Consider the following 19,155-nt stretch of genomic DNA (forward strand, 5'->3'; position numbering starts at 1 on the left):
ACATAGCGGGCAGAATCCGTCGGACCAGTGACCCGAACGTATGGGCAGTGACCCCAAAACCACCCCCGGCCCCGGCAGGAACGTTTCTGCACGCCACACCCCCAACCGACCCGCCGCCCGGCAACGGTGCCCTGCCCCTGCCCCGGCTCCTCGTAGTCGCCGCGAGCGGAGCGAGCCGCCCCAGCCACGCACGGACCTCCGTGCCCCATGGAAGTGATGGTGGTTCAGCGGGAGCGAACACGCACCGGACACCCGGCCACAGGAAGGGGGCTCGGCAGCCAAAGGGATCCCGCACCACCACTCACCGCCCACCCACCACCACCTCCTACCGCCGCACCGCCAGCACCGCCGACGTCGTGGGGGTGGTGAGGATCTCGGTGGCCTGGAGGTCGGGGTGGGTGAGGTAGAAGAGCCTGAGTTCGTCGACCGTGCCGGCGAAGCGGGGTGGCCACTCAGGGGACGGGGTGAAGTCGTCGAGGAGGAGGATGCCGCCGGGGGCGAGGAGGTCGACTACCTCCTGTGGGGCGTCGCGTTTGCCGCCGCCGTCGCAGAAGAAGACGTCGAAGGGTGCGTGCTGTTCGAGGAGGCGCCAGTCGCCGGCGAGGACGTGTACGCGTTCGTCGTCGGCGAAGAGGGCGGCCGCGGTGCGGGCCAGGGCTTCGTCGCGTTCGGCCGTGACCAGACGGGCTCCGCGGCCGAGGCCGCTGTGGAGCCAGGCGGTGCTGACGCCGCAGCCGGTGCCGCTCTCCGCGATGGTGCCGGCGGGCTTGGCCGCGGCGGCCAGGCTGAGGAGTCTGCCGACCTCGGGTGTGCAACTGAGCTTGAACCCCGCCGTTGCGGCGGCACGCTCCGCGGCCGCTACGCGGCTGGGGATGGCGGGCGCGGTGGTGGCCATGGCATTCTCCCTGGCTGGATGGGTGATTGGACAAGGGGGGGCTCAGACTGCTGCTTTCGGCAGGCTGGCCAGGACGGCGGCGACGGTCTGTTCGGGGGTGTGGGCGGAGGTGTCCAGCCAGAGGCCGATGCGTGGGGTGTGGTCACGGAGGTGGCGGTCAAACGATTCGACCGTCCAGGGGCCGTATCCGGTCTTGCTGCGTTGGCTGTCCCTGGCGGCGACCGTCTCCGGTGACGGGGCGAGGACGACGACGTACAGAGGCCTGGTGCGGATGCGGTGCACCCATGCGGTGAGGTCGGGGCCCAGGACGATGTCCTGGACGACGGCGGTGAAGCCGTGGGCGGCGTACTCGTCGGCTGTGAGGGCGGCCAGGCGATGGCGGAGGACGAGTTGGGCGCGGGCCTCGCTGCTGAGGTCGGAGTCGGCGTCGGCGTCGGGGGTCATCTCCGCCCGGCCGGAGACGATCATGCGGCGGAAGGCGTCGCCTCTGATGTGGGCCGCGCGTGGCAGTCGCTCGGCGAGGAGTGCGGCGACGGTGGACTTTCCCGAGGCCATCACGCCGGTGATCAGGATGACGGCTGGGGTCGCGGGAGTGGGCATGGGGTCAGCAGATCGCTGCCGGAGGTGATCACGCAACGGCTTTTGAGCCGGCGCCAGGAACACAGGAATAGTTGAGTGCTCAAGGATGCTGAGGCGGGTGACCGGGTGACCGGTCGACCGGTCACCCGGACCGAGAGGATCCGAGAGGAGCAGGGCGCATGGCGATGCAGTACGTGGAAGAGGCTGTGGCGGAGAAGTGGCGGCGTGCCGGGCTGTTCTTTGAAGCCAAGGATTATGCCGAGGCCGCGCGGATCATCGAGGAGATCGTGGCCGAGCTGCCGGAGCAGGTGGACGTGCGGTTGCTGCTGGCACGGGCCTACTACCACTCGGCCCAGCTGCGGCGGGCCGAGGCGCAGTTGCGCGAGGTCATCGAGCGGGATCCGGTCGAGCACTATGCGCACCTGATGCTGGGACGGACGCTGCAGCGGCAGGGCCGGGCGGAGGAGGCGAAGCCCTGGCTGCGGATCGCGGATGCCTTCGCGGGTGAATTTCCGGAGTCGGTCAGGGCCGTGGACGAGGCCGATGCGGCGCTCTGACCGGTGGGTTCGACGTTTCCGGGCGGCGGTGGCCAGTGCCGCGGCCCGGAGCGGGGGGCCAGGGGGCGTCGACCGTACAGCACGGGCGCTGTACGCTGATGCCATGTCGAAGCACATCACCATTCGGGTGGATGAAGAGTTCCACGCCCGTCTGGCGGCGCGGGCGGCAGCTGAGGGGACGACGATCACGGCACTCGTGACGGAGGTCGCGAAGCGGGAACTGGACGCCGATCGCCAGCGATCGCTCGATGCGGCTGCGGAGTTCAACACGGCTGAGAACTGGGCCTACTTCCAAGAGCGGTTCGGACGTAAGACCGCGTGACGAGGGAACTGAGTGTGAAGGCTGACGAGGCATGGGCGTGGAACGTCCTGGCACACCACCTTCCCTCCGACCCGACCGTGTGGGATCCCTCGGGGATCAGCGCGGCGATAGCCCGCCATGCGACCGACGTGGTGCTGGTGGCTGATGAGGAGCCGCGCGACATCTGCTGGCGCGCGGCGGCCCTGCTGCACACGCTGGCGGTGTGCCCGCCGCTCGACAGCCCGATGAACGAGTTCTATGCGGCGACGCTGACCCGCTCGTACCTCGCGATGGCGGGGATCAAGCAGCTGCCCAACAGTTTCGCCCTCGCCGATCTGGTCGAGCACGCGAAGGAGCGCCGCGCGGATGTCTTCGCGACGGCGGAGGCGCTGCGGCAGCTCACCGACCTCGACTAGTCAGCGCGGGTCCGGACGGTCGACGTTCCAGTGGCGGACGACCTGGCAGAACCACTCGTCCTCGTTCGCGCCCTCGCGCTTCGACATGAAGGAGAACCGGCTGATGGTGCGCTGTCCGCCCTCGCCGTCGCCGTACAGCAGGTCGATGTTGACGCGGTCGCGTTCCTTCATCTGCGCCAGCAGCGTCGCGTGGTCGGGGTCGGTGGTCTCGCGTACCGCCGCGTGCCAGAAGCCGGTGTCGCCCGGGGCGATGTAGAGGTCGCGGGCCTGGCGGTGGAAGTCGTTGACGGGCGGGTGCTCGTGCTCCGCGAACTGGGGGCGTTCGCCGATGCGCCAGCCGTGGATGACGGCGAGGCCCGGGCCGACGTTGCGGATCGACGCTGCGAGGTAGACGGCCTCGTTCGCCAGGGCGAGGTACCCGGCACTGCCGAGCAGATGGGCCCACTGGCCGTCCTGCCAGAGCACCTTCTGCTTCGGCGCCTCGGCCCGGGAGGTGATCAGCAGCGGCCGCAGGGAGGCCTGGACCGAGCGTTCGGCCGCGCGCGCGGAGCGCTCCGCCGAGCGGACCGCCGAGAAGGTGGCGGCGGCCAGGACGAGCGTGCCTGCTGCCGTGCCCAGGTTGGAAAGTGTCGCCCAGTCAGTCATGGGGTGCCCCCGCCCGGACCGGAGGGTGAACTCCTGGGGGCGACGTGTGTGCGATCGGCGAGGTGAAGACAGGCATAAAGGCAGGGTAAAGGAACACGAGGCGGGCCACCGACGGGTTTGGGTGCTCGGTACAGCGATTCTATGTGCGTACTGTGGGGTCCGAGTGAGATCGTCGGCCCGCAATCCGGGACGAAACCGGCTGGCTGTTCTCTGCGTCTCAGCCGTCAGACTCCTCCCAGTAATCGCACAGCAATGCAGTCGAACTAGCCGGAAGGCCTGGTGACCCCCATGGGCGCTCTGTCCCGCAGGAACGTACTCTCCGGAGGTGCCGTCGCGGCGGCCACTGCTCTGGGGGTGACCGCCTGCGCGGACGGTTCCGGTTCGGCGAGAGGTTCGGCCGGGGACGGCAAGCCCGGCGGGGCTACGGTCTCGGCGCGTCCCGGCTCCGCCGACGGTTCCGCGGGGCCCAGCTCCGCGGGCGCCGTTCCGATCGGTGACGGCTCGACCTCCGACACCGGGCCGCAGCCGCACCAGCCGGTCGCCGAGCGGCTGAAGCCCGGTCAGCGGCCGCCGCAGTTCGTCATCTTCTCCTGGGACGGCGCGGGCGAGGACAGCAAGAAGCTGTTCTCGCACTTCCGCCAGGTGGCCCAGGAGACCAAGGCGACCATGTCGTTCTTCCTCTCCGGCATCTACCTCCTGCCCGAGAGCAAGAAGGATGTCTACCTGCCGCCCGGCCACCAGCCGGGAGCGTCCGACATCGGCTACCTGGCCGACGACCACATCCGGATGACGCTGCAACAGGTCGGTGCGGCCTGGCTGGAGGGCCATGAGATCGGGACCCACTTCAACGGCCACTTCTGCAGCCCCAGCAACGGCGTCGGCACCTGGAACTCGGCCCAGTGGCGCAGCGAGCTGGAGCAGGCCGTCGGCTTTGTCACCAAGTGGCGCACCAACACCGGCTTCCATGACCTGCCGGCGCTGCCCTTCGACTACCACAAGGAGCTGATCGGCGGGCGCACCCCCTGCCTGCTGGGCCGGGACGCGATGCTGCCCGCAGCCAAGTCCATGGGCTGGAAGTACGACGCCAGTTCTCCGGGCGGCAACCAGGTCTGGCCCGGGTTCTACAAGGGGCTGTGGGAGTTCCCGCTCCAGTCCATCCCGTTCCCCGGGCACAGCTTCCAGGTTCTGTCGATGGACTACAACATGCTCGCCAACCAGTCCAACGCCAGCGTCAACGGCGACCCGGCCAAGCGACCCGGCTGGCAGCAGCAGTCCTACGGCGCGTACATGGCCGGATTCAACCGCGCGTACACCACCAATCGCGCCCCCTACTTCATCGGCAACCACTTCGAGAGCTGGAACGGCGGCATCTACATGCGGTCGGTCGAGGCGGCGCTGCGCGAGATCGCGTCCAAGCCCGACGTCCGGCTGGTGTCCTTCCGGCAGCTGGTGCAGTGGCTGGAGGCGCAGGACCCGGCCGTGCTCGCGAAGCTGCGCACGCTGGACGTCGGGCAGACGCCGACCAGTTGGGCGGACTACACCACTCCCGCCGCGGCCAGGTCCAGCGCCTCGGCCAAGCCGTCGCCCTCGCACGCCTGACACGGTCCGCCCCGCACGCCCCGCACGCCCCGCACGCCCCGCACGCCCCCGCCCGGCCTGATCCGTCAGGCCGGGCCCGGGCCGCCCCTGCTGACTTGCACGAGGCCCGTGCCGTAGCGGGCGTCGAAGGCGCGCTGGTCGGCGCCGGTGCCCCGGACGGTGGTGACCAGGACCGCGCAGCGGACGCCGTTGCTGGCGGTCCAGGAGGTGATCCGGATGCCCTGGCGCCGCCAGTAGCCCAGGTCGGCGCCGATCCGGTCCAGCAGTTCGTGCTGGCGGCCGTAGGGGTAGTGGGAGTCCACGAAGAACAGCCGGGTGCGGCCCGCCACCGAGTGCGCGGCCGCGTCCAGAGCCGGGTCGGGGACGCGGTAGACGACCAGCCGGTCGTGCGGGCTGTCGATCACCACCGTGGTGTAGCTGCCGGCGAAGTGCCGCTCCAGATAGGGAGCCAGGCGCAGCACCACCGGGTCGAGCCGGCTCGGACGGCGGTCCCTGGAGTGCCCGCCGCGCGAGCCGCCGTCGGGGGACCCGCCTGCCGCGCCGGTGTGGGCGCAGGCGCCCGCGCCCATGGTCAGCAGAGCCGCGATGAGTGCTGCTGCCACGGCCCGTCTCGTCGTCCCCGGGTCGTCCATGCTCCCCCGTCCCTGTGTTCCTGCAGGCAGCGTCGAGCCCCCCGCGCCGCCTGTATCGCACTCCGGTTCGATGGTCGAACCGAGGCGAGTATGGGACGAATCCGCCGCCCCCCACGGTTCCGCCTGCCTGCGGTAAAAGCACTCAGGGGGTGCAGGACCAGCCGATCGGCGGGGGCCCGAGCAGGACTCTGGAGGGACGTCCGACCAAGATCGACGCGGCAGTATTCAACCTGACCGTCCTTCTGTCGCAGTCCAGTTGTGTCCGCTATGGAGCCGTAGCATGCATCGAGCCCCAGTCCCAGCCTCAACCCCGGCAGCGCCGCGCACGCGGCGCATCGCTGCCCGATCCGTCGTCTGGTACCTGAGAGCGGTCGGCTTCCTCAATCTCTTCGCCGCGGTCTCGGTGACCCTGCGGGAGCAGGTGCGGCACCACAACACAGGTGACTACTACACCCCCTACCTGCTCACCGCGGGGTTCACCTCCGGTGTGTTCGCGCTGCTCATGGCGGTGATGATGAACCGCCGCAAGCGCGCGGCCTGGATCGCCAACGCGGTGATCTGCGGACTGCTGCTGGTCGACCTGCTGGTCGCGATGGTGCGGCGCCCGGAGATCAGGGAACACGGCTTCAACTGGGCCACCGCGGTGGTCACCGCGCTGTTCGCGGTCGCGCTGCTGGTGGGCCGCCGCGAGTTCCGGGCCAAGGGCGACCGGGCCAATCCGCGGCTGGCCGCAGGGGTGCTGGTCGGCGGCGGCCTGCTGACCCTGCTGGCCGGCACGCTGCTGGTGGGCGCGGCCAACACCGAGGCCGGCTCCTCGCTGCCCGGCCGGATGCACTACGTGCTGCTGCGCGCGATCACCCTGGGCTTCAACAGCGACGTCGACCTGCATGTGGACGTGCCGGGCTGGGTGGACGTCACAGTCAACGTGCTGGGCGTGGGAGTGCTGCTGCTGGTGCTCTACGCGCTGTTCCGCTCGCCGAAGGGCAAGGAGTTCCTCGGCGACGAGGACGAGGCACGGCTGCGGGCGCTGTTGGAGCGGCACGGGGAGCGCGACTCGCTGGGGTACTTCGCGCTGCGCCGCGACAAGTCGGTGGTCTTCTCCCCGTCCGGCAAGGCCGCGGTGACCTATCGGGTGCTCGGCGGGGTGTCACTGGCCTCGGGGGATCCCATCGGTGATGTGGAGGCGTGGCCCGGCGCGATCGAGGCCTGGCTGGCGCAGGCGCGGGAGCACGCCTGGGTCCCCGCGGTGACCGGCGCCAGCGAGGAGGGCGGCACCGTCTACGCACGGCATGGATTTGACGCCCTCGAACTGGGGGACGAAGCCATCGTCGAGGTGGACCGGTTCAGCCTCGAAGGGCGCGCGATGCGCGGCGTGCGCCAGGCGCACAACAAGGTGCGGCGCGCCGGCTACAGCGTGATGCTGCGCAGGCACGGCGACATCGCCGAGGCCGAGATGGAAACCCTGGTCCGCCGGGCCGACCAGTGGCGCGACGGCCAGACCGAGCGCGGCTTCTCGATGGCCCTGGGACGACTCGGCGACCCTGCCGACGGCCAGTGCGTGATGCTGGAGTGCCGGGACGCCGACGGCGAACTGCGGGCGCTGCTGAGCTTCGTCCCCTGGGGCGAGCACGGCCTGTCGCTGGACCTGATGCGCCGTGACCGGGAGGCCGACAACGGCCTGCTGGAGTACATGGTCATCGAACTGCTCCAGGGCGCCGGGCAGTTGGGCATCGAGCGGGTGTCGCTGAACTTCGCGGTGTTCCGGGCGGTCTTCGAACGGGGATCCAGGCTCGGCGCGGGACCGTTCCTGCGGTCCTGGCGCTCGGTGCTGATGTTCTTCTCGCGCTGGTGGCAGATCGAGTCGCTGTACCGGGCCAACGCCAAGTACCGGCCGCAGTGGGAGCCGCGCTACGTGCTGTTCGAGCGCACCCGGGACCTGCCCAGGATCGCCATGGTCAACGCCTGCGCCGAAGGCTTCATTGCCGCGCCCCGGCTGCCATCGCTGCTCGGCCGCCGCCGTCGCGGCCAGGCCGCGCTGCCGGAGCCGGACCGGGAGCTGGAGCGAGTGGCCTGACCCGGCCTGACGGGCACCATCCCGCCAGTCGTCGGCCCGCTAGTCGTCGGCCCGCTGGTCGTCGGTCGGCTGGGCCGGGATCTGGCCCTCGGGGCGCAGCGGGAGGACGGCGCTGACCAGGTAGCCGCCCTCCTGGGTGGGCCGGGCCAGCAGGCTGCCGCCGAGCTGCTGGGCCCGTTCGCGCAGGCCCACCAGGCCGTGGCCGCCGCTCGGCAGGACCAGCGGCTCGGCCCCGGGCGCGGCCGGGCCGTTGCGGACCTCGACCTGCAGCCTGCCGCCGTCCGCCCGCACTCGCACGGTCACCGAGGCCCCGGGCGCGTACTTGCGGATGTTGGTCAGCGACTCCTGGACGGTGCGGTAGGCCGCCCGCTCCACCGGCTCGGGCCAGACCGCCAAGTGCTGTTGCTGTGAAACGGCGTCCAGGACTGCGGCGTCCAGGACCGCGTCCAGCCCGCTGGCGGCGACCAGCCGCGGCAGGTCGGCCAGGGTCGGCTGGGGCGAGAGCTCCCGTCCGTCGCCGCCGGCCGCCCGCAGCACCCCGACCATCTGCCGCAGCTCCTCCAGGGTCTTCACCGCCAGCTGGCGGATCGCCCGGGCGCCCTCGGCGGTGGCCGCCGGGTCGTCGGCCCGTACCTGCAGCGCGCCCGCCTGGATGGAGATCAGACTGACCTGGTGCGAGACCACGTCGTGCATCTCCCGGGCCAGCCGGGCCCGCTCGGTGGACAGCACGCTGTGCGCCAGCAGCCGCTGCTCGCGCTCCTGGCCCCGGGTCAGCTCGTCCAGCCTGACCGCCAGCTCGCGACGGGTCAGCACCAGCAGGCCGAGCACCACCGGGGCGATCGCGGTCATCAGCGAGTACATCGCCGCCAGCGCGGTGGTCCGGTCCCACTGCACCGGTACATCGCTGTACGGCCAGGGCAGGAACTGGGCCACGGCCAGCAGCAGCGCGCAGCCGCCCACCACCCAGCGCCGGCGTTCGGCTGCGGCCAGGGTGTAGAGCGCGATCATCGGGGCCAGCCAGATGTAGCTCAGCTGCAGACCGGGCAGGGTCAGCAGCATCACGGCCAGCGGCCAGCGGCGGCGGAACAGCAGCGCCGCCGCGGCCAGCAGGGAGGTCGACATCTGGAGCACGGAGGTGAGGTCGTTGGCGAGCAGCGCGTCGAAGACGGACAGCACCACGGGGACCGGGACGGTGAGCCAGGGACTCAGGTACCAGTGGCCCGGGTACTGGGGGTTCGGGTACTGAGGGTTCGGGGACAGCGGGTTCGGTGAACGACGGAGCGGCTCGGCGGTGGTGCTCATCCGGTCACATCACATCCGTGGTCATGCCCGCGGCGCTGATCCGCCGCCGAGCAGTCCGGCCTGGTGGGCGAAGACAGCGGCCTGCACCCGGTTGGAGGTGCCGAGCTTGGCGAGGATCGCGCTGATGTGGTCCTTGACCGTGCCGGTGCTGAGAAACAGCCGGGCGGCGATCTCCGCATTGGACAGGCCCTCGCCGAGCAGCGCGAGCACGTCCAGCTCCCGGGTGGTCATGGTGCCCAGCCTGGCCGCGGTCTGACGGTCGGGCCCGGCGTCCAGGTATCCGGCGATGACGGTGTCGGTCACCGCGGGGGAGAGCACCCGGCCGCCGCCGGCCAGCACCCGTACCGCGTGCATCAGCTGTTCCGGGTCGGTGTCCTTGAGCAGGAACCCCGCCGCCCCGCCGCGCAGCGCCGTCCCGATGTACTCGTCGGTGTCGAAGGTCGTCAGCATCGCCACGGCGGGCGGCCGCAGCAGCGCCCGCAGCGAGCGGAGCACGGTGATGCCGTCCACGTCCGGCATGCGGATGTCGAGCAGGACGACCTGCGGGGCGTGCCGGTCCACGGTCTCCAGGGCCTCGGCGCCGGAGCAGGTGGCGACGACTTCGATGTCAGCCGCCGAGCCGACGATCAGGCTCAGGCCCGACCGTACGAGTGTCTCGTCGTCGACGATGACCACACGGATCAACTCGGTGACCTCTTCTTCTGGATGGACCTCTGGGACGAGAGTACGAGAGGCAGGGGCTGCAGGGAGCACGGGCTTGCCGAACGCTCACCTGACCGGGGCGGCTATGTTGTCTGTCCATCGATCATATGGACGAACGGATGGTGGGGATGACGACGGAACAGCGGGACGACTCGGCGCGCAACACGGTCTTCGGCGAGGTCGCCGATCTCTATGACGCAGTCCGTCGCGACTATCCGGCCGAGCTGGTGAGCGAGGTGCTGCGCTACGCGGACCCGGGTGACCGGGGTGCGGTCGAGATCGGGGCGGGGACCGGGAAGGCCACCGTCGCCTTCGCCGAGCGGGGTGTGCCGATCGTCTGCGTGGAGCCGGACCCGCGGATGGCGGAACTGCTGCGCCGCAAGACCGCGGGCTACCCGGGGGTGCGGATCGAGCAGGCCGGGTTCGAGAGCTGGGAGCGCGACGGCAGGACCTTCGGGCTGCTCTTCGCAGCCACCGCCTGGCACTGGGTCCCCGAGGAGGTCCGCTGGGACCTGGCCTACGCGGCGCTGGCCCCGGGCGGTGCGGTCGCGCTCTTCTGGAATCACCACGGCGTGATGGACCCGGAGATGCACGCCGGGCTGGCGGAGATCGACGCGCGCTACGAGCTGACCTTCACCCCGCACACCATGGCGGGCTGGAACATGAGCGACACCATCGAGCCCCCGGACGGCGACGAGTCCGTCTGGTCCTCGCAGGAGGCGCTGATGCGGGGGCGCTTCACCGATCTGCGGGACCTTCGGTTCAAGACGCCGGTCCACTATCCGACAAAGCGTTATATCGACTACCTGACCTCGATCTCCGCCTACCGGATCATGAGCGCCGAAGCCCGCGCCGCCGTCCAAGCCGAGGTGGCGGCGTTGCTGGACGCCCATGGCGGCGGCATCGAGATGGTCACCCGTAGCGACCTGCTCCTGGCCAGGGTCGTCTGAATCCTGCGGCGACCCCGCCCGCCGTCAGCGCCGTCTGAACCGTCAGAGCCGGTTGACCCCGGTGACCCGCAGCACCGTGCGTCCCTCCTCGTCGGAGGAGGCGAGGTCGACCTCGGCGCTGATGCCCCAGTCGTGGTCCCCGGCCGGGTCATCGAAGATCTGCCGGACCAGCCAGGCGCCCTGCACCGACTCGTCGTCGATGATCAGCATCTTCGGTCCGCGGGCGTCCGGTCCGGTGCCCAGGTCCTCGTGCTCGTCCCAGTAGGCGTCCAAGGCGTCCGCCCAGGCGTCCTGGTCCCAGCCCCCGTCCTCGGCATCGAGCTCACCGAGGTCGTAGTAGCGCTCCAGCGCGGCCAGCTCCACCCGGCGGAACATCGCGTTGCGGACCAGCACCCGGAAGGCGCGGACGTTGGCGGTGACCGGCGCGGTCTTCTCGTCCAGCATCTGCTGCTCGCGCTCCTCCTCGTCCTCCGGGTTGGCCAGCTTCTCCCACTCGTCCAGCAGGCTGGAGTCGACCTGGCGGACCAGCTCGCCGAGCCAGGAGATGAGGTCGCGCAGGTCCTCGGACTTCAGGTCGTCCGGGATGGTGTGCTCCAGCGCCTTGTAGGCGCCGGCCAGGTAGCGGAGCACCAGGCCCTCGGTCCGCGCCAGCTCGTAGAAGCCGACGTAGTCGGTGAAGGTCATCGCGCGCTCGTAGAGGTCGCGGGCGACGGTCTTGGGGCGCAGCGGGTGGTCGCCGATCCAGGGGTGGACCCGCCGGTAGACCTCGTAGGCGTGGCCCAGCAGCTCCTCCAGCGGCCTGGGGTAGCTGATCTCCTGGAGCCGCTCCATCCGCTCCTCGTACTCGACGCCGTCGCGCTTCATCTCGGCGACGGCCTCGCCGCGGGCCTTGTTCTCCTGGGCGGCGACGATCTGGCGCGGGTCGTCCAGGGTGGCCTCGACCACGGACAGCACGTCCAGGGCGTAGGAGGGGGACTCCAGGTCCAGCAGTTCGAACGCCGCCAGGGCGAAGGTGGAGAGCGGCTGGGTGAGCGAGAAGTCCTGCTGGAGGTCGACGGTGAGCCGGACGATGCGCCCGGTCTCGTCGGGGGTGTCCAGCCGCTCGACCACGCCGCCCGCCAGCAGCGAGCGGTAGATGGCGATGGCCTCGCTGATGTGCCGGCGGCGGGCCTTCGGGTCGTCGTCGTTGTCCATCAGCAGGTGCCGCATGGCCTCAAAGGCGTTGCCGGGGCGGTTGATGACGGACAGCAGCATCAGATGGCTGACCCGGAACTTGGACACCAGCGGCTCGGGCTGGGCGTCGATCAGCTTGTTGAAGGTCTCCTCGCCCCAGGAGATGAAGCCGTCGGGGGCCTTCTTCCGGACCACCTTGCGCTTCTTCTTGGGGTCGTCCCCGGCCTTGGCCAGGGCCTTCTCGTTCTCGGTGACATGCTCGGGGGCCTGGGCGACGACCGTGCCGACGGTGTCGAAGCCGGCCCGCCCGGCCCGCCCGGCGATCTGGTGGAACTCCCGGGCCCGCAGCAGCCGGACCCGCTGCCCGTCGTACTTGGACAGGGCGGTGAACAGCACGGTGCGGATCGGGACGTTGACGCCGACGCCCAGGGTGTCGGTGCCGCAGATGACCTTGAGCAGCCCGGCCTGGGCCAGCCGCTCCACCAGCCGCCGGTACTTGGGCAGCATCCCGGCGTGGTGCACGCCGATGCCGTGCCGGACGAACCGCGACAGATTGCGGCCGAACTTGGTGGTGAAGCGGAAGTTGCCGATCAGCGAGGCGATGGCGTCCTTCTCGGCCTTGGAGCACATGTTGATGCTCATCAGCGCCTGCGCCCGCTCCACCGCGGCGGCCTGGGTGAAGTGAACCACATAGACCGGTGCCTGCCCGGTGGAGAGCAGCTGCTCCAGGGTGTCGTGGATGGGGGTGCGCTGGTACTCGTAGAACAGCGGGACCGGGCGGGTCACCGAACTGACGGTGGTGGTGGGGCGGCCGGTGCGGCGCTTGAGGTCGGCCTCGAAGCGGCGGACGTCGCCGAGGGTCGCCGACATCAGCAGGAACTGCGCCTGCGGGAGCTCGATCAGCGGCACCTGCCAGGCCCAGCCCCGGTCCGGCTCGGCGTAGAAGTGGAACTCGTCCATCACCACCTGGCCGACGTCGGCCTGGGCGCCGTCCCGCAGCGCGATGCTGGCCAGCACCTCGGCGGTGCAGCAGATGATCGGCGCCATCGGGTTCACGCTGGCGTCGCCGGTCATCATGCCGACGTTCTGGGTGCCGAACATCTTCACCAGGTCGAAGAACTTCTCCGACACCAGTGCCTTGATCGGGGCGGTGTAGAAGGTCCGCTGCCCGTTCGCCAGCGCGGCGAAGTGGGCACCCGCTGCGACCAGGCTCTTCCCCGAGCCGGTGGGGGTGTTCAGGATGACGTTGGACCCGGAGACGATCTCGATCAGCGCCTCCTCCTGCGCCGGGTAGAGGGTGATTCCGCGCTCCTCCGCCCAGCCCGCGAACGCGGTGAAGAGATCGTCGGGCTGGGGATCGGCGGGGATGAGATCAGTCAAGGTCACTGGTCCATCTTGCCTGGTTCCCGTCGGTCCGTGGTCCATCGGTGCGCCACGGGACGTTCCATGATCTGAAACCTGACGGCAACATCCCGGGTCTATCGCGGCGCAGGGGTGGCGGTGCAGACTTCTACGCGCGTCCATCTACGCGCGTCCGGCGAGATGGTGCCTACCTCATCCTGCCCTCCTCTCCTCTGGAGACCCAGTGCCCCTGAACCGCCGTGACTTCGTGGCCCGCTCCGCGGCCGTGGCCGCCGGAACCGCCGTCGTCGCGGGAGCGACCTCGGCCAGCGCCGAGGCCGCCTCCCCCGAGCTCCAGTCCGCGGGGAAGCAGCCCAAGCCCAACCCCACCTACAGCTTCACTGTGCTGGGCACCACCGACGTCCACGGCAACTGTGTGAACTGGGACTACTTCAACAACGCCGAGTACGACGACAAGGCCCAGAACGACGTCGGCCTGGCCAAGATCTCCACCATGGTGAACGGCCTCCGCGACGAGATCGGCCACCACCGCACGCTGCTGATCGATGCCGGCGACATCATCCAGGGCACCCAACTCAGCTACTACTTCGCCCGGGTCGACCCGATCACGGTCGGCGGCCGGAAGGCGCCCAAGCACCCGATGGCGCTGGCGATGAACCACATCCGTTACGACGCGGCGGCCCTGGGCAACCACGAGTTCAACTACGGCATCCCCACCCTGCGCGCCTTCGAGCGGCAGTGCGACTTCCCGCTGCTGGCCGCCAACGCCCTGGATCCCAAGACCAACAAGCCCGCCTTCCGTCCCTTCGTCATCAAGCGGATCTGCGTCCCGAACCTGCCGGACATCAAGGTCGGCATCGTCGGTCTGACCAACCCCGGCATCGCGATCTGGGACAAGGCCAATGTCAGCGGCAAGATGACCTTCGGCGGCATCGCCGAGCAGGCCGCGATCTACGTGCCCAAGGCGCGCAGCGCCGGCGCCGATGTCGTGGTCGTCTCCTCCCACACCGGGATCGACGAGGCCAGCTCCTACGGCGACCAGATCCCCTGGCCGGAGGACGCCGCCGCGGAGATGGCGCAGCAGGTGCCCGGCATCGACGCGATCCTGGTCGGCCACACCCACAAGGAGGTGGACCAGCGCCTGGTCACCAACACCGCGACCGGCAAGACCGTGGTGCTCTCCGAGCCGCTGAAGTGGGGCATGCGGCTGAGCCGCTTCGACTTCGAGGTCGAGCTGGTGCACGGCAGCTGGGAGGTCACCTCCTGCGTGGCCAGTGTGCTCAACTCCAACGCCTACGAGGAGGACCCGAAGGTCGTCAAGCTGCTGGCCGACGAGCACGCGGCCGTGGTCGCCTACGTCAACCAGGTCATCGGCACCTCCACGGTGGATCTCAGCATCGCCCGCGCGCCGTTCCAGGACGTGCCGATCGTCGACCTGATCGGCAAGGTCATGGTGGACGCGGTGACGACCGGGCTGGCGGGCACCTCCTACGCGAGCCTGCCGGTGCTGGCCCAGGCCGCGCCGTTCAACCGGACCGCCGACATCCCGGCCGGCACGGTCCGGCTGCGCGACGCCGCCGGCCTCTACATCTACGAGAACACCCTGGCCGCCATGGTCCTGACCGGCGCCCAGCTGGTGGACTACATCGAGTTCTCGGCGAACTACTACAACACCCTGGCGGTGGGCGCCCCGATCGTGGAGTCCGCGCTGACCAACGCCAACAACCTGCCCGACTACAACTACGACGAGGTGTACGGGCTCAGCTACGACATCGACGTGTCGCAGCCGGCCGGCTCCCGCGTCCTCAATGTGACCTACAAGGGTGCGGCGCTGGACCTGACCCAGCAGTTCGTGCTGGCGATCAACAACTACCGCGCCAACGGCGGCGGCAACTTCCCGCACGTGGCCACGGCCACGCAGATCTGGACCAGCTCGGACGAGATCCGCAACACGATGATCACCTGGGTCAAGGCCAAGGGGCAGATCAACCCGGCCGACTTCGCGGCCAGCCCCGGCTGGCGCCTGGTCCGCGCGGGCGTGCCGCTGTACTAGCCGTACCAGGGGACGGAGAGGTGTCCGGTCCTGCCTTGAACAGGGGCATGGCAGGACCAGACACCTTACCGAATCCTGAAAACGGCCCGTTTTTGCTGGTTGTGCCCGGTCCCGCGTGGTGAACTTGAAACATGAACAAGGACGGCAGGCCGGTCGGGCGCAGGGTCGTGCTCGGCGTGGCCGCGCTCGGGGCCGCCGGGGTGGCCTTCGGGGCGCGGTTCCAGAACGGCATCGACAGTGTCCTCGCCACGATCGAGACCAAGGACCCCACCGGACTGACCGGGCTGCTGCCCGGCGGCGGGGGCTTCCAGATCTACAACGTCGCGAACTCGCTGCCGCACAAGAGCGACCAGGACTACCGGCTCACCGTCGACGGCCTGGTGGACCGCCCCGCCACCTACACCCTGGCCGAGCTGCAGGCGATGCCGCAGACCACCCTGGTCAAGGATGTGCAGTGCGTGACCGGCTGGCGGGTGCCCAACACTGAGTTCGGCGGGGTGCTGCTGTCGCACCTGCTGGACACGGCCGGGGTGCGGCCGGAGGGCAAGGCGCTGCGCTTCACCTGCTTCGACGGCGTCTACAGCGAGAGCCTGACCCTGGACGAGGCCCGGCGCCCCGACATGATGGTGGCGCACCGGATGAACAGCGCGCCGGTCACCGACGCGCACGGCGGTCCGGTACGGCTCTACGCCGCGCCGATGTACTTCTACAAGTCGGCCAAGTGGCTGTCCGGCATCACCGTCACGGACCGGGTCATGCCCGGCTACTGGGAGCAGTACGGATATGACGTCGAAGCCTGGGTCGGGAAGTCCAACGGGCGTGACGATGCACCGACCTCCGGCTGACCCCGGCGAGCGCTATCGGTTCACCACCGTGGAGCGGTGGGTGCACCGGACCACCTCCACCCTGATGATGACCGCGATCATCACTGCCGCCTGTCTCTATCTGCCGTTCCTGGCCGAGATCGTGGGGCGGCGCCGACTGCTGGTGATCATCCATGAGTGGTCCGGGATCCTGCTCCCGGCGCCGCTGCTGGCCGGGATCTTCTTCCGCTCGCTGCGCGCCGACCTGACCCGGTTGAACCGGTTCGGCACACAGGACAAGGGCTGGGCCTGGCGGGCGGTGCGCCACGGCACCAGGGCGGCCGGACCGGCCGGGAAGTTCAACGCCGGGCAGAAGCTGTTCTCGGCCTTCATCGCCGGCGCGGTGCTGGTGATGGTCGGCACCGGTCTGATCATGTGGTTCCCGCACCTCTCCGCGCTGACGGTGCGGACCGGGGCCTCCTTCGTCCACGACTGGCTGGCGCTGGTCGTCGGCATCCTGGTCATCGGGCACATCCGGATGGCGCTCAAGGACCCCGAGGCCCGGTACGGGATGCGCACCGGGCGGGTCTCCCGCGCCTGGGCCAGGCGCGAGCACGCGCTGTGGACCGAGGAGGACGGTGAGGAGCGCGACTCCGACCGGACAAGCAGCAATGTCGACCTGTAGTCCTGCCGACATGTCGAAGGGCCCCAGGCCCGGGTGAGCGTCCTCAGCTCCTCACTGTTCATGGTGCTGATGCTGGCGGCCCTGCTGCTCGGCCGGGGCACCCTGCACCTGCGCTCCGGCGAGCTGGTCGGGGTGCTGGCGGCGTGGGGATGGCTGTCGGTGCACCTGGCCGCGCCGATGCTGGCGTCCGGTGCCGTGCTGGGCGGGCTCGGGGTCGCGCTGTTCGCGGCCCCGGCCGCTGCGGCCCGCCAGTGGCCTTGGCAGGTCAGCCAGTTGAACGTCCGGGCGCTCGGGGCGTGGCCGCTCCCCTTCGGTGCGGCGACGCTGCTGGACCTGCTGGGGCTGGGGCTGTCCGGATTCGGGATCTCCGCGCTGCTGTCGGGGCCGGAGCCCGCGCGTCTGCCGGCGAAGCGGGCGTGAACTTCCGGTCCGCACGCCCTGGGCGGAGGTCAAGCGCCCCCGCGCGGAGGGGTTTCCGCAGCTGGGATCGGGCCAGGATCCATGCCGAGGGGACCTCCCGACGCCGCCCTGGACAGGACGGGTAAGGTGCTCCTGGACGGAACAGTTGCACACCGACCTCACTAGGCGGATAGTCTTCGCTCCACGGCCCTGGTGCCTTCCAAGGGGTGGGATATGAATCAAATGCAGCATGCGCGCAGTAGGCCGCGGGTTCCCGCGGTCCAGTGCGGCGTTGGAGCGGCGAGCCGACGGCTCGACCGTCATCTCGCCGTACTCGGCGCGCCTGCGCTCCCGCAGGTGGATGTGGCGGAAGCGGTCGGCCTCATAAGGGAGCTGACGCCCCGTGGGGTCAGCACTCCGGCGGCGCGCCCCAATCAGGGTGCCCGTATGGTGCTTCTCGCGCCGCTCAAGCGTCTTACCCGCTCGCTCTTCGGCGGCCGCAAGTAGTTCGCCGTCAGCCCGGCCATGACCACTCAGGTCCTGGCCGGGTTTGGCATGCCCGGGGAGGTACCGGCCCCGTCCTTCTGAGTCGGCCTTGTGAGTCGGCCTGATGAAACCCGTGTGAACAGAGTCGATCTACCCCTCGGTATCCGAAAGTATGGATCAATCGGGCGGCATGGGGATCGAACACCCGTCTGCTGGGCAAGGGTATCCCTGCACGGACGGCGGCCTCGGTCATGCGGAGGTGGGGCGGGCGATGGACGGCACGGCGCGCGGGGAGCGGCTCAGGGTCGGGCTCCTCACCAGGGAGTTCCCACCCGATGTGTACGGCGGGGCCGGCGTCCACGCCGAGTTCCTGGCAAGGGAGTTGCGCGGAATCGTCGACCTGGACGTGCACAGCTGGGCGCTGGGCGGCACGGCGTGGCCGGGGCAGACCCCGGACACGCGGGGACTGCACCGGCACGCCCCGGCCCCGGATCTCGCCGACGCCAACGCCGCGCTGCGCACCCTCTCCGTCGACCTCGCCCTGACCGCGGCCGTCGCCGACCGCCAGCTGGTGCACTCGCACACCTGGTACGCCAACCTCGGCGGCCACCTCGCGAAGCTGCTCTACGGCATCCCCCATGTGCTGACCGCACACTCGCTGGAGCCCCTGCGTCCTTGGAAGGCCGAGCAGTTGGGCGGCGGCTACGCGGTCTCCAGCTGGGTCGAGCGCACCGCCGTCGAAGCCGCGGACGCGGTCATCGCGGTCTCCCACGGCATGCGCAGGGACCTGCTCGCCTGCTACCCGGCCCTGGACCCGGCCCGGGTCCCGGTCGTGCACAACGGCATCGACACCGTGCTCTACCACCCCGACCACGGCACCGACGTGCTCCGGCGGCTGGGCATCGACCCGGACCGGCCAACCGTCCTCTTCGTCGGCCGGATCACCCGGCAGAAGGGCGTGCCGCATCTGCTGCGCGCCGCCCGGAGGTTCGACCCGGACGTGCAGCTGGTGCTGTGCGCGGGCGCCCCCGACACCGAGGAGGTGGACCGCGAGTTCCGGGAGCTGTTCGCCGAGTTGAGCGCGGCCCGGGAGCACGTGCACTGGATCGCCGACATGCTGCCGCGTCCGGATGTGGTGCAACTGCTCTCCAGGGCCTCGGTGTTCGTCTGCCCCTCGGTCTACGAGCCGCTGGGCATCGTCAATCTGGAGGCCATGGCCTGCGGCACCGCCGTGGTCGCCTCGGCCGTCGGCGGCATCCCCGAGGTGGTCGACGACGGCCGGACCGGCCTGCTGGTGCCCTACGAGGGCCGGGACGCCGAGGAGTTCGAGAAGGCGCTGGCGACCGCGGTGGACAGCCTGGCGCTGGACCCAGAACGCGCGGCCCGCTTCGGCGCGGCCGGGCGGGAGAGGGCGGTCGCCGAGTTCGGCTGGGACGCCATCGCCCAGCGCACCGTGCAGGTCTACCAGGACGCGCTGGGACGGGCGTCTTGAGCAGCGGCGTCTTGATCTTCGGCGTCCTGAGGGACAGCTGTGTCGACACC

General features: G+C 70.2%; 19 protein-coding genes. 12 read left to right on the forward strand and 7 right to left on the reverse strand.

Annotated features, from left to right (window positions below):
- Positions 1-325 precede the first annotated feature (325 nt).
- Positions 326-895, reverse strand: a complete 570-nt coding sequence (locus ABH941_RS26720) for an O-methyltransferase (RefSeq protein WP_370132069.1) — start codon at positions 893-895, stop codon at positions 326-328.
- 42 nt (positions 896-937) lie between these two features.
- Entirely contained in the window at positions 938-1,531 is a 594-nt protein-coding gene (locus tag ABH941_RS26725; protein WP_370132070.1) for an AAA family ATPase, read from the reverse strand.
- A gap of 122 nt (positions 1,532-1,653) precedes the next feature.
- On the opposite strand from ABH941_RS26725, the gene ABH941_RS26730 reads away from it, so the two are divergent.
- The 3 genes from ABH941_RS26730 to ABH941_RS26740 all read left to right on the forward strand — a co-directional run bounded on the left by ABH941_RS26730 (position 1,654) and on the right by ABH941_RS26740 (position 2,748).
- Complete coding sequence (locus tag ABH941_RS26730) at positions 1,654-2,031, forward strand: tetratricopeptide repeat protein (protein WP_370132071.1); 378 nt, start codon at positions 1,654-1,656, stop codon at positions 2,029-2,031.
- A 103-nt stretch (positions 2,032-2,134) separates the two neighbouring features.
- Positions 2,135-2,353 carry a toxin-antitoxin system HicB family antitoxin gene (locus ABH941_RS26735; RefSeq protein WP_030265696.1) on the forward strand — a complete coding sequence of 73 codons (219 nt, stop codon included), beginning with the start codon at positions 2,135-2,137 and terminating at the stop codon, positions 2,351-2,353.
- Positions 2,354-2,367: 14 nt separating this feature from the next.
- Complete coding sequence (locus tag ABH941_RS26740; protein ID WP_042409810.1) at positions 2,368-2,748, forward strand: hypothetical protein; 381 nt, start codon at positions 2,368-2,370, stop codon at positions 2,746-2,748.
- Here the strand turns inward: ABH941_RS26740 and ABH941_RS26745 are convergent, their stop codons facing one another.
- The gene (locus ABH941_RS26745; RefSeq protein ID WP_370132072.1) at positions 2,749-3,393 is read right to left on the reverse strand and encodes a hypothetical protein; all 645 of its coding nucleotides are present in this window, start codon (positions 3,391-3,393) and stop codon (positions 2,749-2,751) included.
- A 288-nt stretch (positions 3,394-3,681) separates the two neighbouring features.
- On the opposite strand from ABH941_RS26745, the gene ABH941_RS26750 reads away from it, so the two are divergent.
- Positions 3,682-4,992 carry a hypothetical protein gene (locus tag ABH941_RS26750; protein WP_370132073.1) on the forward strand — a complete coding sequence of 437 codons (1,311 nt, stop codon included), beginning with the start codon at positions 3,682-3,684 and terminating at the stop codon, positions 4,990-4,992.
- Positions 4,993-5,057: 65 nt separating this feature from the next.
- Here the strand turns inward: ABH941_RS26750 and ABH941_RS26755 are convergent, their stop codons facing one another.
- Positions 5,058-5,594: a hypothetical protein gene (locus ABH941_RS26755; RefSeq protein WP_370132074.1), complete on the reverse strand. Its 537-nt coding sequence runs from the start codon at positions 5,592-5,594 to the stop codon at positions 5,058-5,060.
- Positions 5,595-5,904: 310 nt separating this feature from the next.
- Between ABH941_RS26755 and ABH941_RS26760 the strand changes: the two genes are divergently transcribed.
- A complete protein-coding gene (locus ABH941_RS26760; protein WP_370132075.1) occupies positions 5,905-7,698 on the forward strand; it encodes a phosphatidylglycerol lysyltransferase domain-containing protein in 1,794 nt (597 codons plus the stop codon).
- A 39-nt stretch (positions 7,699-7,737) separates the two neighbouring features.
- Here ABH941_RS26760 and ABH941_RS26765 read toward each other — a convergent pair whose 3' ends face one another.
- Together ABH941_RS26765 and ABH941_RS26770 are read right to left on the reverse strand one after the other, a co-directional pair.
- A complete protein-coding gene (locus ABH941_RS26765; RefSeq protein WP_370132076.1) occupies positions 7,738-9,000 on the reverse strand; it encodes a sensor histidine kinase in 1,263 nt (420 codons plus the stop codon).
- A gap of 21 nt (positions 9,001-9,021) precedes the next feature.
- A complete protein-coding gene (locus tag ABH941_RS26770) occupies positions 9,022-9,684 on the reverse strand; it encodes a response regulator (protein WP_370132077.1) in 663 nt (220 codons plus the stop codon).
- A 146-nt stretch (positions 9,685-9,830) separates the two neighbouring features.
- Between ABH941_RS26770 and ABH941_RS26775 the strand changes: the two genes are divergently transcribed.
- Positions 9,831-10,652, forward strand: coding sequence for a trans-aconitate 2-methyltransferase (locus ABH941_RS26775; RefSeq protein WP_370132078.1), 822 nt, complete (start codon positions 9,831-9,833; stop codon positions 10,650-10,652).
- A gap of 42 nt (positions 10,653-10,694) precedes the next feature.
- Here the strand turns inward: ABH941_RS26775 and ABH941_RS26780 are convergent, their stop codons facing one another.
- Entirely contained in the window at positions 10,695-13,250 is a 2,556-nt protein-coding gene (locus ABH941_RS26780; protein WP_370132079.1) for a DEAD/DEAH box helicase, read from the reverse strand.
- Positions 13,251-13,410: 160 nt separating this feature from the next.
- Between ABH941_RS26780 and ABH941_RS26785 the strand changes: the two genes are divergently transcribed.
- From ABH941_RS26785 to glgA, 6 genes are all read left to right on the forward strand, one after another.
- Entirely contained in the window at positions 13,411-15,240 is a 1,830-nt protein-coding gene (locus ABH941_RS26785) for a bifunctional UDP-sugar hydrolase/5'-nucleotidase (RefSeq protein ID WP_370132080.1), read from the forward strand.
- A 131-nt stretch (positions 15,241-15,371) separates the two neighbouring features.
- Positions 15,372-16,085, forward strand: a complete 714-nt coding sequence (locus ABH941_RS26790) for a molybdopterin-dependent oxidoreductase (RefSeq protein ID WP_370132081.1) — start codon at positions 15,372-15,374, stop codon at positions 16,083-16,085.
- Positions 16,066-16,728 carry a cytochrome b/b6 domain-containing protein gene (locus ABH941_RS26795; protein ID WP_370132258.1) on the forward strand — a complete coding sequence of 221 codons (663 nt, stop codon included), beginning with the start codon at positions 16,066-16,068 and terminating at the stop codon, positions 16,726-16,728. Before ABH941_RS26790 ends, ABH941_RS26795 begins: the two co-directional genes overlap by 20 nt.
- Before the next feature lie 33 nt (positions 16,729-16,761).
- Positions 16,762-17,148, forward strand: a complete 387-nt coding sequence (locus tag ABH941_RS26800) for a hypothetical protein (protein WP_370132082.1) — start codon at positions 16,762-16,764, stop codon at positions 17,146-17,148.
- A 213-nt stretch (positions 17,149-17,361) separates the two neighbouring features.
- Positions 17,362-17,634 (forward strand): hypothetical protein, encoded by a 273-nt coding sequence (locus ABH941_RS26805; RefSeq protein WP_084715467.1) that lies wholly within the window; start codon positions 17,362-17,364, stop codon positions 17,632-17,634.
- A 250-nt stretch (positions 17,635-17,884) separates the two neighbouring features.
- The gene (glgA, locus tag ABH941_RS26810) at positions 17,885-19,105 is read left to right on the forward strand and encodes a glycogen synthase (protein ID WP_370132083.1); all 1,221 of its coding nucleotides are present in this window, start codon (positions 17,885-17,887) and stop codon (positions 19,103-19,105) included.
- Positions 19,106-19,155 lie beyond the last annotated feature (50 nt).

The sequence above is a fragment of the Streptacidiphilus sp. EB103A genome (assembly GCF_041261405.1).
In the GTDB taxonomy this organism is placed as follows: domain Bacteria; phylum Actinomycetota; class Actinomycetes; order Streptomycetales; family Streptomycetaceae; genus Streptacidiphilus.

Bases quoted from the DNA above. Each gene is read 5' to 3' on its own strand.
- ABH941_RS26730 (WP_370132071.1), top strand. From the start codon at position 1,654: ATGGCGATGCAGTACGTGGAAGAGGCTGTGGCGGAGAAGTGGCGGCGT.
- ABH941_RS26790 (WP_370132081.1), top strand. From the start codon at position 15,372: ATGAACAAGGACGGCAGGCCGGTCGGGCGCAGGGTCGTGCTCGGCGTG.
- ABH941_RS26805 (WP_084715467.1), top strand. From the start codon at position 17,362: ATGAATCAAATGCAGCATGCGCGCAGTAGGCCGCGGGTTCCCGCGGTC.
- glgA (WP_370132083.1), top strand. From the start codon at position 17,885: ATGGACGGCACGGCGCGCGGGGAGCGGCTCAGGGTCGGGCTCCTCACC.
- ABH941_RS26720 (WP_370132069.1), bottom strand. From the start codon at position 895: ATGGCCACCACCGCGCCCGCCATCCCCAGCCGCGTAGCGGCCGCGGAG.
- ABH941_RS26780 (WP_370132079.1), bottom strand. From the start codon at position 13,250: ATGGACCACGGACCGACGGGAACCAGGCAAGATGGACCAGTGACCTTG.
- ABH941_RS26775 (WP_370132078.1), top strand. From the start codon at position 9,831: ATGACGACGGAACAGCGGGACGACTCGGCGCGCAACACGGTCTTCGGC.
- ABH941_RS26795 (WP_370132258.1), top strand. From the start codon at position 16,066: ATGCACCGACCTCCGGCTGACCCCGGCGAGCGCTATCGGTTCACCACC.
- ABH941_RS26765 (WP_370132076.1), bottom strand. From the start codon at position 9,000: ATGAGCACCACCGCCGAGCCGCTCCGTCGTTCACCGAACCCGCTGTCC.
- ABH941_RS26745 (WP_370132072.1), bottom strand. From the start codon at position 3,393: ATGACTGACTGGGCGACACTTTCCAACCTGGGCACGGCAGCAGGCACG.
- ABH941_RS26750 (WP_370132073.1), top strand. From the start codon at position 3,682: ATGGGCGCTCTGTCCCGCAGGAACGTACTCTCCGGAGGTGCCGTCGCG.
- ABH941_RS26760 (WP_370132075.1), top strand. From the start codon at position 5,905: ATGCATCGAGCCCCAGTCCCAGCCTCAACCCCGGCAGCGCCGCGCACG.
- ABH941_RS26735 (WP_030265696.1), top strand. From the start codon at position 2,135: ATGTCGAAGCACATCACCATTCGGGTGGATGAAGAGTTCCACGCCCGT.